Below are 13683 nucleotides of genomic sequence, written 5' to 3'. Positions count from 1 at the left end.
GCCATGGCGGCCGCACGCGCAGACTCGACGAGGGAGGAAGGAGGACGACATGCCGACGGCCGAAACCGTCGCCCTCGTCGACGTACTGGGCAGTGAGCCACGCCGGCCGGGCGCCTTTCGTGAACTCCTGCGGCGCGGGACGGAGGCCGTGCCCGACATCCGCCGAGGGCTGAGGCACCCGCTTCCCCGGGTGCGGGAGGAATGCTGCAGGCTGCTGGACCAACTGCTGGTGCCCGAGGCGGTGGACGACCTGACCGCCATGCTCGACGACCCGGACGCCCGGGTACGGGTGGCGGCGCTCCACGCTCTGTCCTGCGACCGGTGCAAGCCGGACGCGGACCTCTGCCGCCCCGATCGTGCCGTGATCCAGCCGCGCGCGATGCGGATCCTGCGCGAGGACCCGGACCCCCAGGTCAGGGCCAGGGCGGCCGAGCTAGTCGGACTGTGGGTGCACAACGACCCGCAAGCCGTCGCCGCCCTGGTACGCGCCCGCGACGAGGACCCCTCGCCGGCGGTGCGCAAGAAGGCGGGCTGGTACGCGCCGGGTGGACCCATTCACCGCCGGACGGCGCCGAAGCCCCCACGTATGTTCCGGGCCTGATCCACAGGAGTCTCAAACGCCCGGTAGTCGGGGGCGGTTCAGCCGCACGGGCGTGGCGAGCCGCGCATTGGCTGCAAACGCGATAAGCGAGCAGGAGCAGGAGCAGGAGCAGGAGCAGGAGCAGGAGCAGGAGCAGGAGCAGGAGCAGGGAACAGGACGTCCGTCGTATTCCCTGCGAAGATCGGACGCGGCTACCGGCCGAGCGGAGCCGGTCCGGGCGATCAGCGGAGTGCGCATGACGACTGAGCGGGACAGGGTGACGGGCGTCGAACGGACCGCGGGCATCGAGGTGCAACCGGTCGCCGGGCACATCGGAGCCGAGATCACGGACGTCGACCTGGCCGGTGACCTGGACGACGCCGTGGTCGCCGCGATCAGGGCGGCGGTGCTGCGCTGGAAGGTGGTGTTCTTCCGCGGGCAGCGGCTGGACCACGCCGGGCACGTGGGGTTCGCACGCCGGTTCGGCGAGCCCGTCGTGCTGCGCAAGCGGGGCAGCGCCTCGCCGCCGGATTTCCCCGAGGTGGAGACCACCGCCGACCGGCTGGAGCTGGGCGGGAAGTTCGGCATGGAGTACGAGGAGTGGCTGCAGCGCCGCCGGCACACCCTGCTGCGCGGCTGGCACTGCGACCACGGCGCCCGCATCGACCCGCCGGCCGCGACGATCCTGCGCGCCGAGACCGTCCCGCCGTACGGAGGCGACACGACGTGGTCGAACCTGGCGGCTGCGTACGCCGGACTCTCCGGCCCCGTGCGGGAGTTCGTGGACGGGCTGCGCGCCGAGCACCGGCTCGGCGTCGGCTACCAGCCGCGGCCGGGTGACGACGCCTACCTGCGCCACCTGCTGGGCCATCAGGTCGCCTCCGTGCACCCGCTCGTGCGGGTGCACCCGGAGACGGGGGAGCGGGTGCTGTTCGTCAACGGCTACTACATCGAGCAGATCACCGACGTCTCCCGTCCGGAGAGCCGGGCGCTGCTGGACATGCTGCTGGAGCAGGCGGTACGGCCCGAGTACACGGTGCGGTTCCGCTGGGAGCCTGGCAGCGTGGCCTTCTGGGACAACCGGGCCACCATCCACCTCGCGCCCAGCGACAATGCCCACCTCGACTTCCCACGGATCATGCACCGGGTGATGCTCACGGGAGACGTCCCGGTCGGCGTGGACGGCAAGCCGTCGGAGCCGGTGGTCGGGACCGAGCCGGGCCGCTGGTGACTCAGTCTGTCAGGCGGCGGGCTGCCAGCCGAGCGCCGGGCCGAGCTTCGTGGCCATGTCGGTGAGGATCTGCACATAGTCCTCGTGCTCGAAGGTGAACGGCAGCGCGAACGCCACCTCGTCCACCTCGCGGAACGCCGCATGGGCGTGGAGGCGTTCGGCGATCTCTTCCGAGCTGCCGACGATGTCCGGCGCGAACATCAGTCGGGCCGGGCCCTGCGGGGAGGCCGTGCGAGGGGTGCGCTTGGCGGCGAACTCCTCGTATTTGGCGCGCTGTTCGGAGGAGGCGGAGTCGGTGGGGATGACGACGAGACCCTGTGAGACACGGGCGTTGTCGCCGTCGGGGTGATGGGCGCGGAAGGTGCGGATGTGGGAGAGCTGGATCTCCGCGAAGTCGAGTTCCGCCGCCCCGTCCGCTCCCTGCGGGCTCTCCGCCTTGACGACACTGCTGGTGAGGAAGTTCATGCCGTGCTCGCCCGCCCAGCGCGCCGAACTCAGGCTTCCGCCGCCGTACCAGAGGCGACGGCCAAGGCCTGGGGAGTGCGGCTGCACCCGGTCCGAGAACACCTCGAACCCCTCGGTCCCGCTGAAGTCGGTGGCGCTCTTGCCGCGCACGAAGTCCAGCAGCCGCCGTACCCGCTCGTAGGAGAAGTCCTCGGCGTCCGCCGTGTCCGGGTACAGCGCCTCCTTGACCTGGTCGTAGTGCATCGGCGGGCCGACGCTGACGCCAGGATTGACGCGGCCCCCGGACAGGATGTCGACCGTTGCCAGGTCCTCGGCCAGCCGCAGCGGGTTCTCCCAGCCGAGCGGGATGACCGCCGTGCCGAGCTCGATACGGCTGGTGCGCTGCGAGGCCGCCGCCATGACGGCGACCGGGGACGAGATGCCGTACTGGAGATGCCGGTGGCGCAGCCACGCGCTGTCGAAGCCGAGCCGCTCGCCAAGCTCGATGATCTCCAGAGTGGACTCGTGTCCGCGACGCGGATCCGCCTCGTCGAACAGACCGATGGTCAGGAAACCAAGCTTGCGCAGGGGGCGTGAGGACGGCGGCACGGGCTCCTCCATGGTTGTTTGATGTATCAAGTATTACGGTGGTGCCAACCAGGCGGGCGCGGGAAGTGTTCCCCGTGCCGGGGTCAAGATCAGGTCATCTCAGGTCAGAGGAATGGTGACCTCGTCCTCGACGGGCGGTTCGAGCTCCTGTGTGCGGTTGCCGGTGGCCGCGTAGCAGCGCAGGTGGATCGCCTCCGGGGTGACGTCCAGGCGCAGGAACTGCTTGAAGAACGGCGGGCTGTACGTCGCCGAACCGGGCGAGAACAACTGCGTGTAGATCTTGCGCACCGGGAGGCGGAAGCGTGAGGTGCGGTCGGGGCGGCCGCCGGCGCCGAGCAGACTGGCCACGATGCGGATACGGCGGGTGACGCGTACCGCTCCGCCCGGCGTGCGGGTCGGCGGGATGCCGAGCCGCTCGGCGATCACGGCCATCGCCTCGTCCTCGGTGAGGGTGAAGAAGCGGCGCAGCCGCAGCCGCCGCCCGTAGAGCCTGCTGTAGAAGGCGAGGGAATCGCCGCGCAGCGGATAGCAGCGGAAGTCCTTCTCGGTGACGTCCGCGATGCCGATGCGGGGGATGGTGTGCGTGGCGTGCATGAACGCCCCGCCGCCGCCCGAGACGACGTACTGGATGGTGCGGCCGTCCACCTGGACCGGGTAGCGCTGGTAGTTGTGGATGTCGCCGCCGATCGCCGCCACATAGTGGTGGTCGGGATCGCGGACGATGTCGTCGACGGTGCCGTTGCCGCCCTCGATGGTGCAGGGGTGGTGTTCACCGTCGACGTACAGGGGCGATCCGGTGATGAGGATCTTGGGGCGGGGGCCCTTGGACACCTCGCGCAGCCAGGCGCCCTGTTCGGCGTCGATGGTGCCGAGCAGGCCGGTGTCGATGCCGATGATCCGCACGGGTCCGGCGTCGATGGCCCAGTACGGGCCCGGCTGGACGGCCTGTTGGGCCTCCGATGACCGCAACTGCCGTGCCTGGTCCAGGTGTTGACCGTCCGTGGGGCGCGGCCGGTGCCACAGGAGGGAGCGCATCCAGGCCCGGCTCAGGGGGCGCGGTGCCGGCTCGGGGGCGAGGGGCGGAGCGTCCGCGCAGAAGACGCGCATGAAGGCGCCGAGGTCCTCGTACCAGTCGTGGTTGCCGGGTATCGCGTAGATCGGGGCCCGGTAGTCCTGGTAGGGGCGGAAGAACTTGGTGGCGTAGTCGTCCGCGCTGCCGACGGGGTAGATCACGTCGCTGGCGATGACGGCGAAGTCGGTGCCCTGACTGATCTTCAGGAACCCTGGTACGACGGAGTACTGGGGATCGTCGCCCTCGCCGGTGTCGCCGATGACCATGAAGGAGAACCGGTCCGCCTCCGCGCGCCGGATCACCTTGTCGGCGGGCGCGCCGGCCGCCTCGCGCTGTGCCACCCATCTGTTGCGGGTGCTGCCCGTGGGGTCCCCGAACCAGGAGGCCAGTACGCCGTTCCGGGCGGCCCACAGCGTCTTGGGATTGAGCCAGGAGAGCTTCTCGACGTGCTGCGGCATCAGCCGCTTGTAGTCGCCGCGTTCTGCGGTGCCCCAGCCGGCGCCGTGGGCGGTATCGCGTGAAGAGTCAGACACCGGTGAACCGTAACAACGATCAAGTGGCGGACGGGAAGAGGGTGCGGGTCCTTGGCGCGCCGGGGCGGCCGTGCCTGGGCGCATCGGAGCCGCGCACGGCAGGGAACGGCGCCCCGCGGCAACTCACCGCGGAACCAGGGCAGTCCGATCGTCCGAACCGCCAAGGGGCCGACCTGCTCGGCGGTCTTCCGATCCCGGTTGTTCGGTGCGCCACGAACCGCCGACGTGGGTGCCGCCCGGCGCACCCGGCCTGGGCCTGTCGTCCCGTCTGCTCGCGGCACCCGGCGGCAGTTCACCATTCGCGGCTGGGCGGTGGTGCCCACTGCGGCGCGGATGGCGTGGCGGTTCCGTACTGATCCTGCCGGGGCCGTGCGGTAGCGACCCGTCCGCCGAACGGGGCGATGCTGTGCTGCGGTGCAGGCTCTGCCGCCTGATCGGCGACCGAGGTTCGCCGCGCTGGGGCGGACTTGTTCCACTCGCCGTCGCCCAGCACCAGAAGCGGGTCGAACATGATCACCACACCGGCCAGCAGCAGGAAGACGGTCGGCCCCAGGAGCATGGGCAGCAGCAAGGAGGTGGGCGAATCACCCGTCCACGCCCCGCTGCCGTTGCCGTGGACATGCACGCTGACGGCGGCCATGGCCGTGTAGTGCATGCCGGAGACCGCAACCCCCATGACCAGACTGGCCCCGAGACTCGTCATGAAGCCCCGGACGGTGACGGCCGCCCACAGTGCGGCGGTCGCGGCGACGATCGCGATGACGACGGACAGGGCGACGGTGAGGGGGGCGTACCGGAAGTCCCCGTTCACCTGCACTGCCGCCATGCCGAGGTAGTGCATCGCGGCGACGCCGAGACCGGTGACCACGCCCGCGACACCCAACGTGACCTTGCCGGCGCCCCGGTAGCCGACGATGAACACGCCGATGCCGACCACGACGATCGACACGGCCAGGCTCAGCAGAGTGAGCCCGGTGTCGTAGTGGATCCCGGTCTCCTCGACCTGGAAACCGAGCATGGCGATGAAGTGCATCGTCCAGATCCCGCAGCCGATCGAGGCGGCACCCAGCGCCAGCCAACCGGGCTTCCAGGACGCCTCGTTGAGCAGGGACCGAACGATGCACCGCAGTCCCAGCGCCCCTCCCAGGCAGGCCATCAGATAGGCCGCCACCGGGGTCACCGCACCATAGCGGAACCCGTCAATCGTGCCTTGCATCTGCCAACTCCCCCCAGAGCCCTGGCAATTTGTGGAGCCAGGTCTACGGGTAAGAGCCGCGTAAGTGCAAGGGCTTACCAGTGGTAACTGAATAACTCTCAACTATCAGGGGTTAACTCCGGTCGCAAAGGGGCGAGTTCCGGCCAATCATTGATGCCTTCGTCGCATCTCGCCTGCGGGTCGGGCGACCCGGCTCGTCTCGGGTCGCGCGGGCCGCAAGCCCGGCTGGACTCCCCGCCCTGGCACCGCCCGGGCAGTGGGCCGCCGCCGTCTGGCCTGGCCCCGATGTCTTCCGTGCGGTCGAGGCGAGAGTTACCGCTGTGTTATCGAACACCCAAGCGCACCCCAGGCATTGGGCAGCCGAAAGCCAAGGGGTGGCAAGGATTCAGTGAGGTCACTGATTCTTCACTTCCTATTTCTACCCGCATAGACCCGGTGGTGCTGTCATGCACACACCCGCCCGGAACCCCGGGCCCATCGCGGGAGAACCCCCATGCGTGCCATGCGCCGCCTCACCGCCACCACGGCATCCCTCACCCTCTCCGTCGCCGGCCTCATCATCGGCACGGGCTCGGCCGCGCACGCGGCCGGCTGCTCGCAGTCCTACCTGCCGCTGCCGGACCCGACCTGCCAGCCCGGCGCCTACAACCCGGACGTCACCCAGTCCACGATCGACTCGACGATCTGTGTGTCCGGCTGGACCGCCACCGTGCGGCCCTCCACCTCGTACACCAACGCCCTGAAGGTCAAGCAGATAGCGGAGTACGGCTACTCGGACACCAGCACCTCGGACTACGAAGAGGACCACCTCGTCCCGCTCGAGCTCGGCGGCGCTCCCAAGGACGCCGAGAACCTGTGGCCGGAGCCGCGGTACGGCGACGAGACCGCCTCCAGCAAGGACTCGGTGGAGAACAAGCTCAAGAAGGCCGTCTGTGCCGGCACCGTCACCCTCGACGACGCTCGCAGCGCCGTCGCCAGTGACTGGACGACCGCCCTGTCCTCCCTCGGCCTCAGCTGACCTTCGGCGGCATCACCCGGCGGTCTGCCCGCATCCCCAGCGGGCAGACCGCCTTGCCGTACAGAGGGACAACCCTCGAATGACCGGAAGCCTGCTGGCATGCTCCGGTCAACTGCCGGCTCACAACCCCCACCTTCTCATCACGCAGTGACGATCCCGCACAGCTCGGCTCGTCCCGGTCAGTACACCCGTCCGCCCGGTCTGTCACCGGCCGCCCCACGCGGCCGCAGCAGTAGGAGAACGAGTGAGACGCATCCGTTGCTTTGAGCGTAGTCAGCTCTCAGCATTCCGGGCCTCACGGCCCGGAAGGTCCGTCACGTCACCAGAGCGTGAGGGCTTCGATTTGAGTACGGTCTCTCGTTTCCGTCTGCCGCTGGTGCGGCAGGGTTGCGACACCTGCCCGCTCCGCCGTGGCCTTGCGGCTGGGGCGGGTGGTGCGGGTCTTGTGGTCGGCTCCACGAGGCTTCGACACCTTGGGGGTGTCCAGGTCTCCGGCCACTCCGGTACCTGTCACTGCGGCTGCCGCGAGGGCGGCAAGGTTGAGTGCGGCGTTGGCGTCCCGGTCGAGGACCAGGCCGCAGGCGTCGCACTCGAAGGTCCGGATGTGCAGCGGCAGTTTGGCTTTCACCACGCCGCACCCCGAGCAGGTCTTGGAGGAGGGATACCAGCGGTTCGCGACTACCGTGCGGCAGGCATTGCGCTGTCTTGTAGGTGAGCAGGCGGCGGGTCTCCCCGAATCCAGCGTCGGCGATCTGGCGGGCGAGGCGCCGGTTCTTGAGCATGCCGGAGACGTTGAGGTCTTCGACCACGACGGTGCCGTACTCGGCCGCCACACGAGTGGTGAGCTTGTGCAGGGCGTCGACGCGGAGGTTCGCGACGCGGTGATGCACACGGTTGCGGGCGGCGTTGGCCTTCTCCCACCGCTTGGAGGCCAGCTGTCCGGTCCTGCGGTCTGGGCCTTGGCGGCGGGAGACGGCACGGGAGGTATGGCGCAGCTGGGTGAGCGCCGAGTCGAGGGCCGGGGATTGGGTACCTCACGGATGTCGCCCGCGCTGTCGGCCATCACCGCGAGGGTCTTCACGCCGAGGTCGATGCCCACGGCTGTGCCGGGGCGGCCGACGTGGACGAGCTCCCGCTTGACTTCGACCTGGAACGACACGAACCAGCGCCCGCGTTCGTGCCGGACGGTGGCAGACAGGATGCGTGCCGTCCCTGCCTCGACACGGGCGAGGAGCTTGCCGGTGGGCTCGTGGACGCGGATCGTGCCGAGCTTTGGCAGCGTCACGTGACGGACGCCGGACTCGACGCGGATCGTGCCGGTGGTGAACCGGCAGGCCAGGCGGGCGGCACGGTTCTTCGCCGTCCGGCGTCCGTACAAGCGGGCGCACATCGAGGTCAGCACCTCCGTGATATCCCGTACCAGGTCGTCCGTGGTCTCCTGCGGGCGAAGGACCAGCAGACGCCGGCCGGACGCGGACAGTGCGGCCTCCAGATACTCGACGCCGCAACGCCGCCCCGGGCTACGCCCAGAAGTCCTTCGACCTGTCCTCGCTCGCCGGCTCCACCGTCACCGTGAAGTTCAGCGGTGTCGAGGACTCCTCCCTGCAGACCGGCTTCGTCGTCGACGACACGGCGCTGACGACGAGCTGACCACCCGCACGAAAAGGGCCTCACTCCGGGAGGGGTGAGGCCCTTTCGGGTCAGTTGAAGGGGTCGAGCGTCAGATACGCCTGCTGCGGACCGGCGTCGTGCACCAGCGACTCCTGGTTGCCGACATCGTCGAAGGCGAAGGCGTAGGCCTTGCCGTCGGCCATCTGCGCGTGGATGTTCCGGGCGTACTGGTTGGTCACCGCGTCCTGGTAGAAGTCTGCCGTCGAGGTGTCCGGCTGGTTCGCGTTGACCAGGAGCGTGGAACGGTTGAAGCCCGCGCACAGAGTGCGCGAAATCGGTCCGCGCACCTGGTCGTTGGGCGCGTCGAGCAGTTTGTGGCAGCCGAAGATGCTGTCCGCGTCCGGCTTCTGGAAGCTGGTGACGACCGCGCCCGAGCTGTTGGTGAAGTTCATGACGTTGCCGGAGACCTTGCCGTAGTACTTGGTGTTCGGCTGGTCGGCGAACGGCGTGACCGTCAGTGTCGACGTCGCGTACTTCTGCCAGACACGGTTGACGTAGTCGTCCATGACGGACGCCGGCAGGGCTCCGTTCTCCAGGCCGTACCCGGGTGCGAGCGCCCGCAGCACAGTGCCGTCGGAGCGCGTCTGGATGAGCTTGGCCCATCCGCCCGACTGTCCTCGCAGCGCGCTGAAGAACCCGTTGTAGCCGCCCGACTTGAGATGCCCGGTGCTGACCGTGCTGCCGTCGGAGCGCTGCACCCCGACGGCGTAGGGCGCCGAGAACATGTCCACCTGAGTGCTGTTGAGCCACAGGCCGGAGTCGTTGAGCGTGTACTCGGACCAGTTGAACAGGATGTCGCGGTTGGGGTCGCTCGGGTTCTGCACCGCAGGCTGCACCAGGCCGCCCGTGGTCAGCTTGAACACCAGTTTCTGGCCGTACGAGAAGTAGATGCGGCCGGAGAACTTGGGGATGCGGATCGTCTTCGACTGCCCGGCGGCCGGCCCGGCGATGGACGCGTCGGGCGCGGGAGTCGGCGGATTGCCGCCGGCCGGCCAGGCGTGGAAGGCGCCGTTCGCATCCGCCCAGCCCTGTTGTCCGGTCGAGAGCAGGGTGCCGAGCGTGTAGACGTAGACCGGCTCGCCGCGGCCGGAGTTGTTGGTCAGCTTCAGAGGGATCGTGTCGGGCACGGCCGCGTCGGCGGACGAGGGTGAATGGATGGCGAGGGCCCCGGCGAGCAGGGCTGCCGCAGCAGCCGGTACCAGGAGCCGGCGGGAGAGCTTTCTGAGCACGCTCCACCTCCGTGGGGGGTTGGGAATTCACTTGTTGTGGGGGGATCACCCGGAGAAATTGGTCCGGACCTCTTTGAGAGCGCTCTCAAACTGGCACCGGGGTGCGTGCATGTCAATAAGTTGAACAGCGGGCAACGGTCGGCGCCCGCGGAAGGAACTCCGCGGGCGCCGTGGCCGGTTCAGTCGATGCGCGTCAGAACGTGCGCTCGAGGAGGTCGAGAAGAGCCGCCCAGTGCCGCTCGTCGCCCTCCTTGTTGTAGGCGGAGGTGTCCGCCTGGGTGAAGCCGTGGTGCGCGCCCGGATAGACCTCGCAGCGGTGCCGTACGCCCGCCGCGGTCAGTGCGTCCTCCAGGCGCTGCATCTGCTCGGGCGGCAGCGAGGGGTCCTCGTCGGCGTGGCCGAAGTAGACCTCGGCGGTGACGTGTTCGGCCACCAGGTGCGGGCTGTCCGGGTCGTCCGTGGCCATTCGCCCGCCGTGGAAGCCGGCCGCGGCTGCCACCCGGTCCGGATAGTGGCCGGCGGTCAGCAGGGACAGCCGTGCACCCATGCAGTAGCCGGTCACGGCGACCGGGCCGTCGGTGACGAGGGGCGATTCGGCCAGCCACCGCAGATACGCGGCCGCATCGCGCATCGCGAGGTCGGGGGTGACGGACATGATCAGTGGGCCGACCTTGCCCCAGATCTCCGGGCGGGCCTGCGGGTCGATGTACTCGGGCAACTCGACGACGGGCGTGCGCCCGTGACGGTAGAACACGTTGGGCACCAGCACGGTGTAGCCGGCCTCCGCGATGCGGTCGGCCATCCCGGTCAGATGGGGACGGATCCCGAACGCGTCCATGTAGAGCAGAACGCCGGGGCGGGCGCTGCCGTCTGCGGCGTGTGCCACATAGGCGTCGGCGACACCGTCCTCGGTGGTGATGTCCACAGTCGTTCCCTGTACGGAGGTCATGGGGGCTGCCTCTCTGCGCGCTGCGGCGACCAACTCTGCGGCCCGACGGGCCGGGTGCGGTCATCGTTGCATGCGCCACTCACCTTCCCCGCGGCGCCCCCGGCCTCGTACGACGTGCGAGTTCACTCGAACCGTGTGGTGTCCCCGGCCCCCCGCCGCACGATCTCCGCCTCACCGCCCGAGAAGTCGATGACCGTCGTCGGCTCGGTGCCGCAGTCCCCGGAGTCGACCACCCCGTCCAGCACATGGTCGAGCCGGTCCTTGATCTCCCAGCCCTGCGTCATCGGCTCGTCCTCGTCGGGCAGCAGCAGCGTGCTCGACAGCAGGGGCTCGCCGAGCTCGGTGAGCAGGGCCTGGGTGACGACGTGGTCGGGGATGCGCACACCGACCGTCTTCTTCTTCGGGTGCTGCAGCATGCGCGGCACCTCCTTCGTCGCCGGCAGGATGAAGGTGTAACTGCCGGGCGTCGACGCCTTGATGGCGCGGAACACGTCGTTGTCGACCCGTACGAACTGGCCGAGCTGCGAGAAGTCCTGGCACACGAGGGTGAAGTGGTGCCGGTCGTCCAGGTGGCGGATGGTCCTGATCCGCTCGATGCCGTCACGGCTGCCCAGCCGGCAGCCCAGGGCGTAGCAGGAGTCCGTCGGATACGCGATGAGCGCATCCGCGCGGATGCTGTCGGCGACCTGGGCGATGGTGCGCGGCTGGGGGTTTTCGGGGTGCACGTCGAAGTACTTCGCCATTCGCCGAGCTTATGCCGTGCCGACCTTGGCGACGAACGCGGCGACGTTCGCCACGGTGCGCCGGATCTTCTCCTCCAGGGTGATCGTCTCGTGCAGCCGTGCCCCGATGCCCGCGTCCCGCTTGCCCCGTACGTACAGCGAACAAGCGAGGTCGCTGCAGATGTAGGCGCCCACCGAGTTGCCCTGCTGCCCGGCCTTGCCCGCCTTGGGGGCGACCATCAGGCAGACGCCGCCGGAGTGCGTGGTCAGGCACATCGTGCACATGCTGCGCCGCGCCTGGCCCACGGCGGAGCCGGAGGCGCGCAGCGCGACGGCTTTCGGCCTGCCGTCGCTCCACTCGGTGACGAGATAGGCGCGGTCGGGGGCCTGGGGGTCGCGCCAGCCGAGGAAGTCCAGGTCCTCCCAGGGCCGCTCGGCCAGGTCGCGCGGGACGGACAGGCGCCTGGCCTCGCCCTTGGTGCAGTTCACGAAGGCGGCGCGGATCTCTTGCTCGGTCAGCGGTTCCATAACCTCACGCTAATTTGCCTATAAGCTTTAGGCAAATGCATAATCGCTTCTGGCGAGAGAGGAGGCCGACCATGGCGCGCGTCGGGCTGACCACGGAACGTGTGGTCCGGGCAGGGGCGGAGCTGGCGGACGAGGTCGGCTTCGACCAGGTGACCGTCTCCGAGCTGGCCCGCCGCTTCGGTGTCAAGGTTGCGAGCCTGTACTCACATGTGAAGAGCTCCCAGGACCTCAGGACGAGGATCGCCCTGTTCGCCCTGGAGGAGCTCGCCGACCGGGCGGCCGACGCCCTCGCGGGCCGCGCGGGCAAGGACGCCCTGATCGCCTTCGCCAACGCGTACCGCGACTACGGCCGGGAACACCCCGGGCGCGCGGCAGCGGCCCGGCTGCGGCTGGACCCCGAGACCGCGGCCGCCAGTGCGGGCGTGCGCCACGCCCAGATGACACGCGCGATCCTGCGTGGCTACGACCTGACGGAACCGGACCAGACGCACGCCGTAAGGCTGCTTGGCAGCGTCTTCCACGGCTACTCGAGTCTGGAGACGGCCGGTGGCTTCAGCCACAGCGCCCCCGACTCGGAGGAGAGCTGGACGCGGATCCTGGACGCCCTGGACGCGCTGCTGTGCAACTGGCCCACCACCCCGACCCTTTGATCGACAGGCTGAGGACATGCCCACCGAGCACGACTGGATCACCACGCCCGTCACCGCCGAACTGCTGCGCGGCGCCCTCGACGTGGAGCGCACCGAGCGCGGCGTGCTGCCGCACCGGCTGCCCGCCCGGGCCCGCGCCCAGTGCACCGATCCGCAGCTGGCCAGCGCCGAGTCCCAGCCCTCGGGCGTACGGCTGGCGTTCCGCACGCGTGCGACGGCCGTCGAACTCGACACCCTGCCCACCAAACGCGACTACGTCGGCGCCCCGCCCCGTCCCGACGGCGTCTACGACCTTCTCGTCGACGGCCGCCCGGCCGGCCGGGGCAGTGTCGAGGGCGGCAACACCGTGACCATCGACATGGTCGCCGGCACCGCCGAACTCCGGCCCGGGCCCGTGGGTACGCTCCGCTTCACCGACCTGCCCGACGAGGTGAAGGACGTCGAGATCTGGCTCCCGCACAACGAGACCACCGAACTGCTCGCCCTGCGCACCGACGCCCCCGTGGAGCCCAGCCCGCCCAGCGGCCGCAGGGTATGGCTGCACCACGGCAGCTCGATCAGCCACGGTTCCGACGCGGCGAGCCCCACCACCACCTGGCCCGCACTCGCCGCCTCCCTGGGCGGAGTCGACCTGATCAATCTGGGGCTGGGCGGCAGTGCCCTGCTCGACCCGTTCACCGCACGCACCTTGCGCGACACCCCGGCCGACCTGATCAGCATCAAGATCGGCATCAACCTGGTCAACACCGACCTGATGCGCCTGCGCGCCTTCACCCCCGCCGTGCACGGCTTCCTCGACACCGTCCGCGAAGGGCACCCCACGACTCCGCTGCTGGTCGTCTCGCCCATCCTGTGCCCGATACACGAGGACACGCCCGGCCCCAGCGTCCTGGACTTCAATTCCCTGAGCGACGGTCAACTGCAGTTCCAGGCCATGGGCGATCCCGGGGAACGTGCGAGCGGGAAACTGGCCCTCGGCGTCATCCGGGACGAGCTGGCCCGTATCGTCGCCCAGCGCGCGGAAGCAGACCCGAACCTGAACTACCTTGACGGCCGGGAACTCTACGGCGAGGCCGACCACGCCGAACTGCCCCTGCCCGACCAACTCCACCCCGACGCCGCCACCCACCTCCGCATCGGCGAACGCTTCGCCTCAGTGGCCTTCGCCCCCGGCGGCGCCTTCGCCGACCGCACCACCTGAAAGGCCCGCTCCCCGTCGCACCCACCCATG

The 13683-nt window shown here is 69.5% G+C and carries 14 protein-coding genes and 2 pseudogenes; 6 read left to right on the top strand and 10 right to left on the bottom strand.

Annotation, left to right across the window (positions count from 1 at the left end):
• Positions 1–49: 49 nt before the first annotated feature.
• A complete protein-coding gene (locus tag IH68_RS0141015) occupies positions 50–601 on the top strand; it encodes a HEAT repeat domain-containing protein (RefSeq protein WP_030946465.1) in 552 nt (183 codons plus the stop codon).
• A 235-nt stretch (positions 602–836) separates the two neighbouring features.
• Positions 837–1811: a TauD/TfdA dioxygenase family protein gene (locus IH68_RS0141010; RefSeq protein WP_030946462.1), complete on the top strand. Its 975-nt coding sequence runs from the start codon at positions 837–839 to the stop codon at positions 1809–1811.
• Between the two features lie 9 nt (positions 1812–1820).
• On the opposite strand, the gene IH68_RS0141005 is transcribed toward IH68_RS0141010, so the two are convergent.
• The 3 genes from IH68_RS0141005 to IH68_RS0140995 form a co-directional block, all read right to left on the bottom strand.
• Positions 1821–2864, bottom strand: coding sequence for an LLM class flavin-dependent oxidoreductase (locus IH68_RS0141005; RefSeq protein WP_030946460.1), 1044 nt, complete (start codon positions 2862–2864; stop codon positions 1821–1823).
• A 99-nt stretch (positions 2865–2963) separates the two neighbouring features.
• A complete protein-coding gene (locus IH68_RS0141000; RefSeq protein ID WP_030946458.1) occupies positions 2964–4469 on the bottom strand; it encodes a metallophosphoesterase family protein in 1506 nt (501 codons plus the stop codon).
• Between the two features lie 292 nt (positions 4470–4761).
• Positions 4762–5685, bottom strand: coding sequence for an MHYT domain-containing protein (locus IH68_RS0140995; RefSeq protein ID WP_030946456.1), 924 nt, complete (start codon positions 5683–5685; stop codon positions 4762–4764).
• Between the two features lie 493 nt (positions 5686–6178).
• On the opposite strand from IH68_RS0140995, the gene IH68_RS0140990 reads away from it, so the two are divergent.
• The gene (locus IH68_RS0140990) at positions 6179–6703 is read left to right on the top strand and encodes a hypothetical protein (protein ID WP_030946453.1); all 525 of its coding nucleotides are present in this window, start codon (positions 6179–6181) and stop codon (positions 6701–6703) included.
• A 319-nt stretch (positions 6704–7022) separates the two neighbouring features.
• On the opposite strand, the gene IH68_RS59270 is transcribed toward IH68_RS0140990, so the two are convergent.
• The 3 genes and pseudogenes from IH68_RS59270 to IH68_RS57400 form a co-directional block, all read right to left on the bottom strand.
• Positions 7023–7538, bottom strand: coding sequence for a zinc ribbon domain-containing protein (locus IH68_RS59270; protein ID WP_267883778.1), 516 nt, complete (start codon positions 7536–7538; stop codon positions 7023–7025).
• Positions 7534–7698 (bottom strand): annotated as a pseudogene (locus tag IH68_RS58630) (IS607 family element RNA-guided endonuclease TnpB); the annotation flags it as partial. The pseudogene IH68_RS58630 and the gene IH68_RS59270, both read right to left, overlap by 5 nt.
• A gap of 344 nt (positions 7699–8042) precedes the next feature.
• A pseudogene (locus IH68_RS57400) lies at positions 8043–8213 on the bottom strand (IS607 family transposase); the annotation flags it as partial.
• On the opposite strand from IH68_RS57400, the gene IH68_RS56740 reads away from it, so the two are divergent.
• A complete protein-coding gene (locus IH68_RS56740; protein ID WP_159403819.1) occupies positions 8183–8353 on the top strand; it encodes a hypothetical protein in 171 nt (56 codons plus the stop codon). The pseudogene IH68_RS57400 and the gene IH68_RS56740 sit on opposite strands and share 31 nt — an antisense overlap.
• A 50-nt stretch (positions 8354–8403) precedes the next feature.
• On the opposite strand, the gene IH68_RS0140975 is transcribed toward IH68_RS56740, so the two are convergent.
• The 4 genes from IH68_RS0140975 to IH68_RS0140960 form a co-directional block, all read right to left on the bottom strand.
• On the bottom strand, positions 8404–9603 hold the full coding sequence (locus IH68_RS0140975) for a glycoside hydrolase family 64 protein (protein ID WP_030946447.1): 1200 nt from the start codon (positions 9601–9603) through the stop codon (positions 8404–8406).
• A gap of 193 nt (positions 9604–9796) precedes the next feature.
• Positions 9797–10552 (bottom strand): dienelactone hydrolase family protein, encoded by a 756-nt coding sequence (locus IH68_RS0140970; RefSeq protein WP_030946441.1) that lies wholly within the window; start codon positions 10550–10552, stop codon positions 9797–9799.
• Between the two features lie 122 nt (positions 10553–10674).
• Positions 10675–11295, bottom strand: a complete 621-nt coding sequence (locus IH68_RS0140965; RefSeq protein WP_030946438.1) for an L-threonylcarbamoyladenylate synthase — start codon at positions 11293–11295, stop codon at positions 10675–10677.
• Between the two features lie 9 nt (positions 11296–11304).
• Positions 11305–11802, bottom strand: coding sequence for an FBP domain-containing protein (locus tag IH68_RS0140960; protein ID WP_030946435.1), 498 nt, complete (start codon positions 11800–11802; stop codon positions 11305–11307).
• A 71-nt stretch (positions 11803–11873) separates the two neighbouring features.
• On the opposite strand from IH68_RS0140960, the gene IH68_RS0140955 reads away from it, so the two are divergent.
• Positions 11874–12452 carry a TetR/AcrR family transcriptional regulator gene (locus IH68_RS0140955; protein WP_030946433.1) on the top strand — a complete coding sequence of 193 codons (579 nt, stop codon included), beginning with the start codon at positions 11874–11876 and terminating at the stop codon, positions 12450–12452.
• 16 nt (positions 12453–12468) lie between these two features.
• Positions 12469–13653, top strand: a complete 1185-nt coding sequence (locus IH68_RS0140950; RefSeq protein ID WP_030946431.1) for a GDSL-type esterase/lipase family protein — start codon at positions 12469–12471, stop codon at positions 13651–13653.
• The last annotated feature ends 30 nt before the right edge of the window (positions 13654–13683 follow it).

The organism is Streptomyces sp. NRRL S-646, from assembly GCF_000720765.1.
Taxonomy (GTDB): domain Bacteria; phylum Actinomycetota; class Actinomycetes; order Streptomycetales; family Streptomycetaceae; genus Streptomyces.
Note: the sequence above shows the minus strand (reverse complement) of the source record. Positions and strands in the feature narration are given on the sequence as shown.

Bases quoted from the DNA above. Each gene is read 5' to 3' on its own strand.
- IH68_RS0140965 (WP_030946438.1), bottom strand. From the start codon at position 11,295: ATGGCGAAGTACTTCGACGTGCACCCCGAAAACCCCCAGCCGCGCACC.
- IH68_RS0140950 (WP_030946431.1), top strand. From the start codon at position 12,469: ATGCCCACCGAGCACGACTGGATCACCACGCCCGTCACCGCCGAACTG.
- IH68_RS0140970 (WP_030946441.1), bottom strand. From the start codon at position 10,552: ATGACCTCCGTACAGGGAACGACTGTGGACATCACCACCGAGGACGGT.
- IH68_RS0140990 (WP_030946453.1), top strand. From the start codon at position 6,179: ATGCGTGCCATGCGCCGCCTCACCGCCACCACGGCATCCCTCACCCTC.
- IH68_RS0141010 (WP_030946462.1), top strand. From the start codon at position 837: ATGACGACTGAGCGGGACAGGGTGACGGGCGTCGAACGGACCGCGGGC.
- IH68_RS0140995 (WP_030946456.1), bottom strand. From the start codon at position 5,685: ATGCAAGGCACGATTGACGGGTTCCGCTATGGTGCGGTGACCCCGGTG.
- IH68_RS0140955 (WP_030946433.1), top strand. From the start codon at position 11,874: ATGGCGCGCGTCGGGCTGACCACGGAACGTGTGGTCCGGGCAGGGGCG.
- IH68_RS0141015 (WP_030946465.1), top strand. From the start codon at position 50: ATGCCGACGGCCGAAACCGTCGCCCTCGTCGACGTACTGGGCAGTGAG.
- IH68_RS0140960 (WP_030946435.1), bottom strand. From the start codon at position 11,802: ATGGAACCGCTGACCGAGCAAGAGATCCGCGCCGCCTTCGTGAACTGC.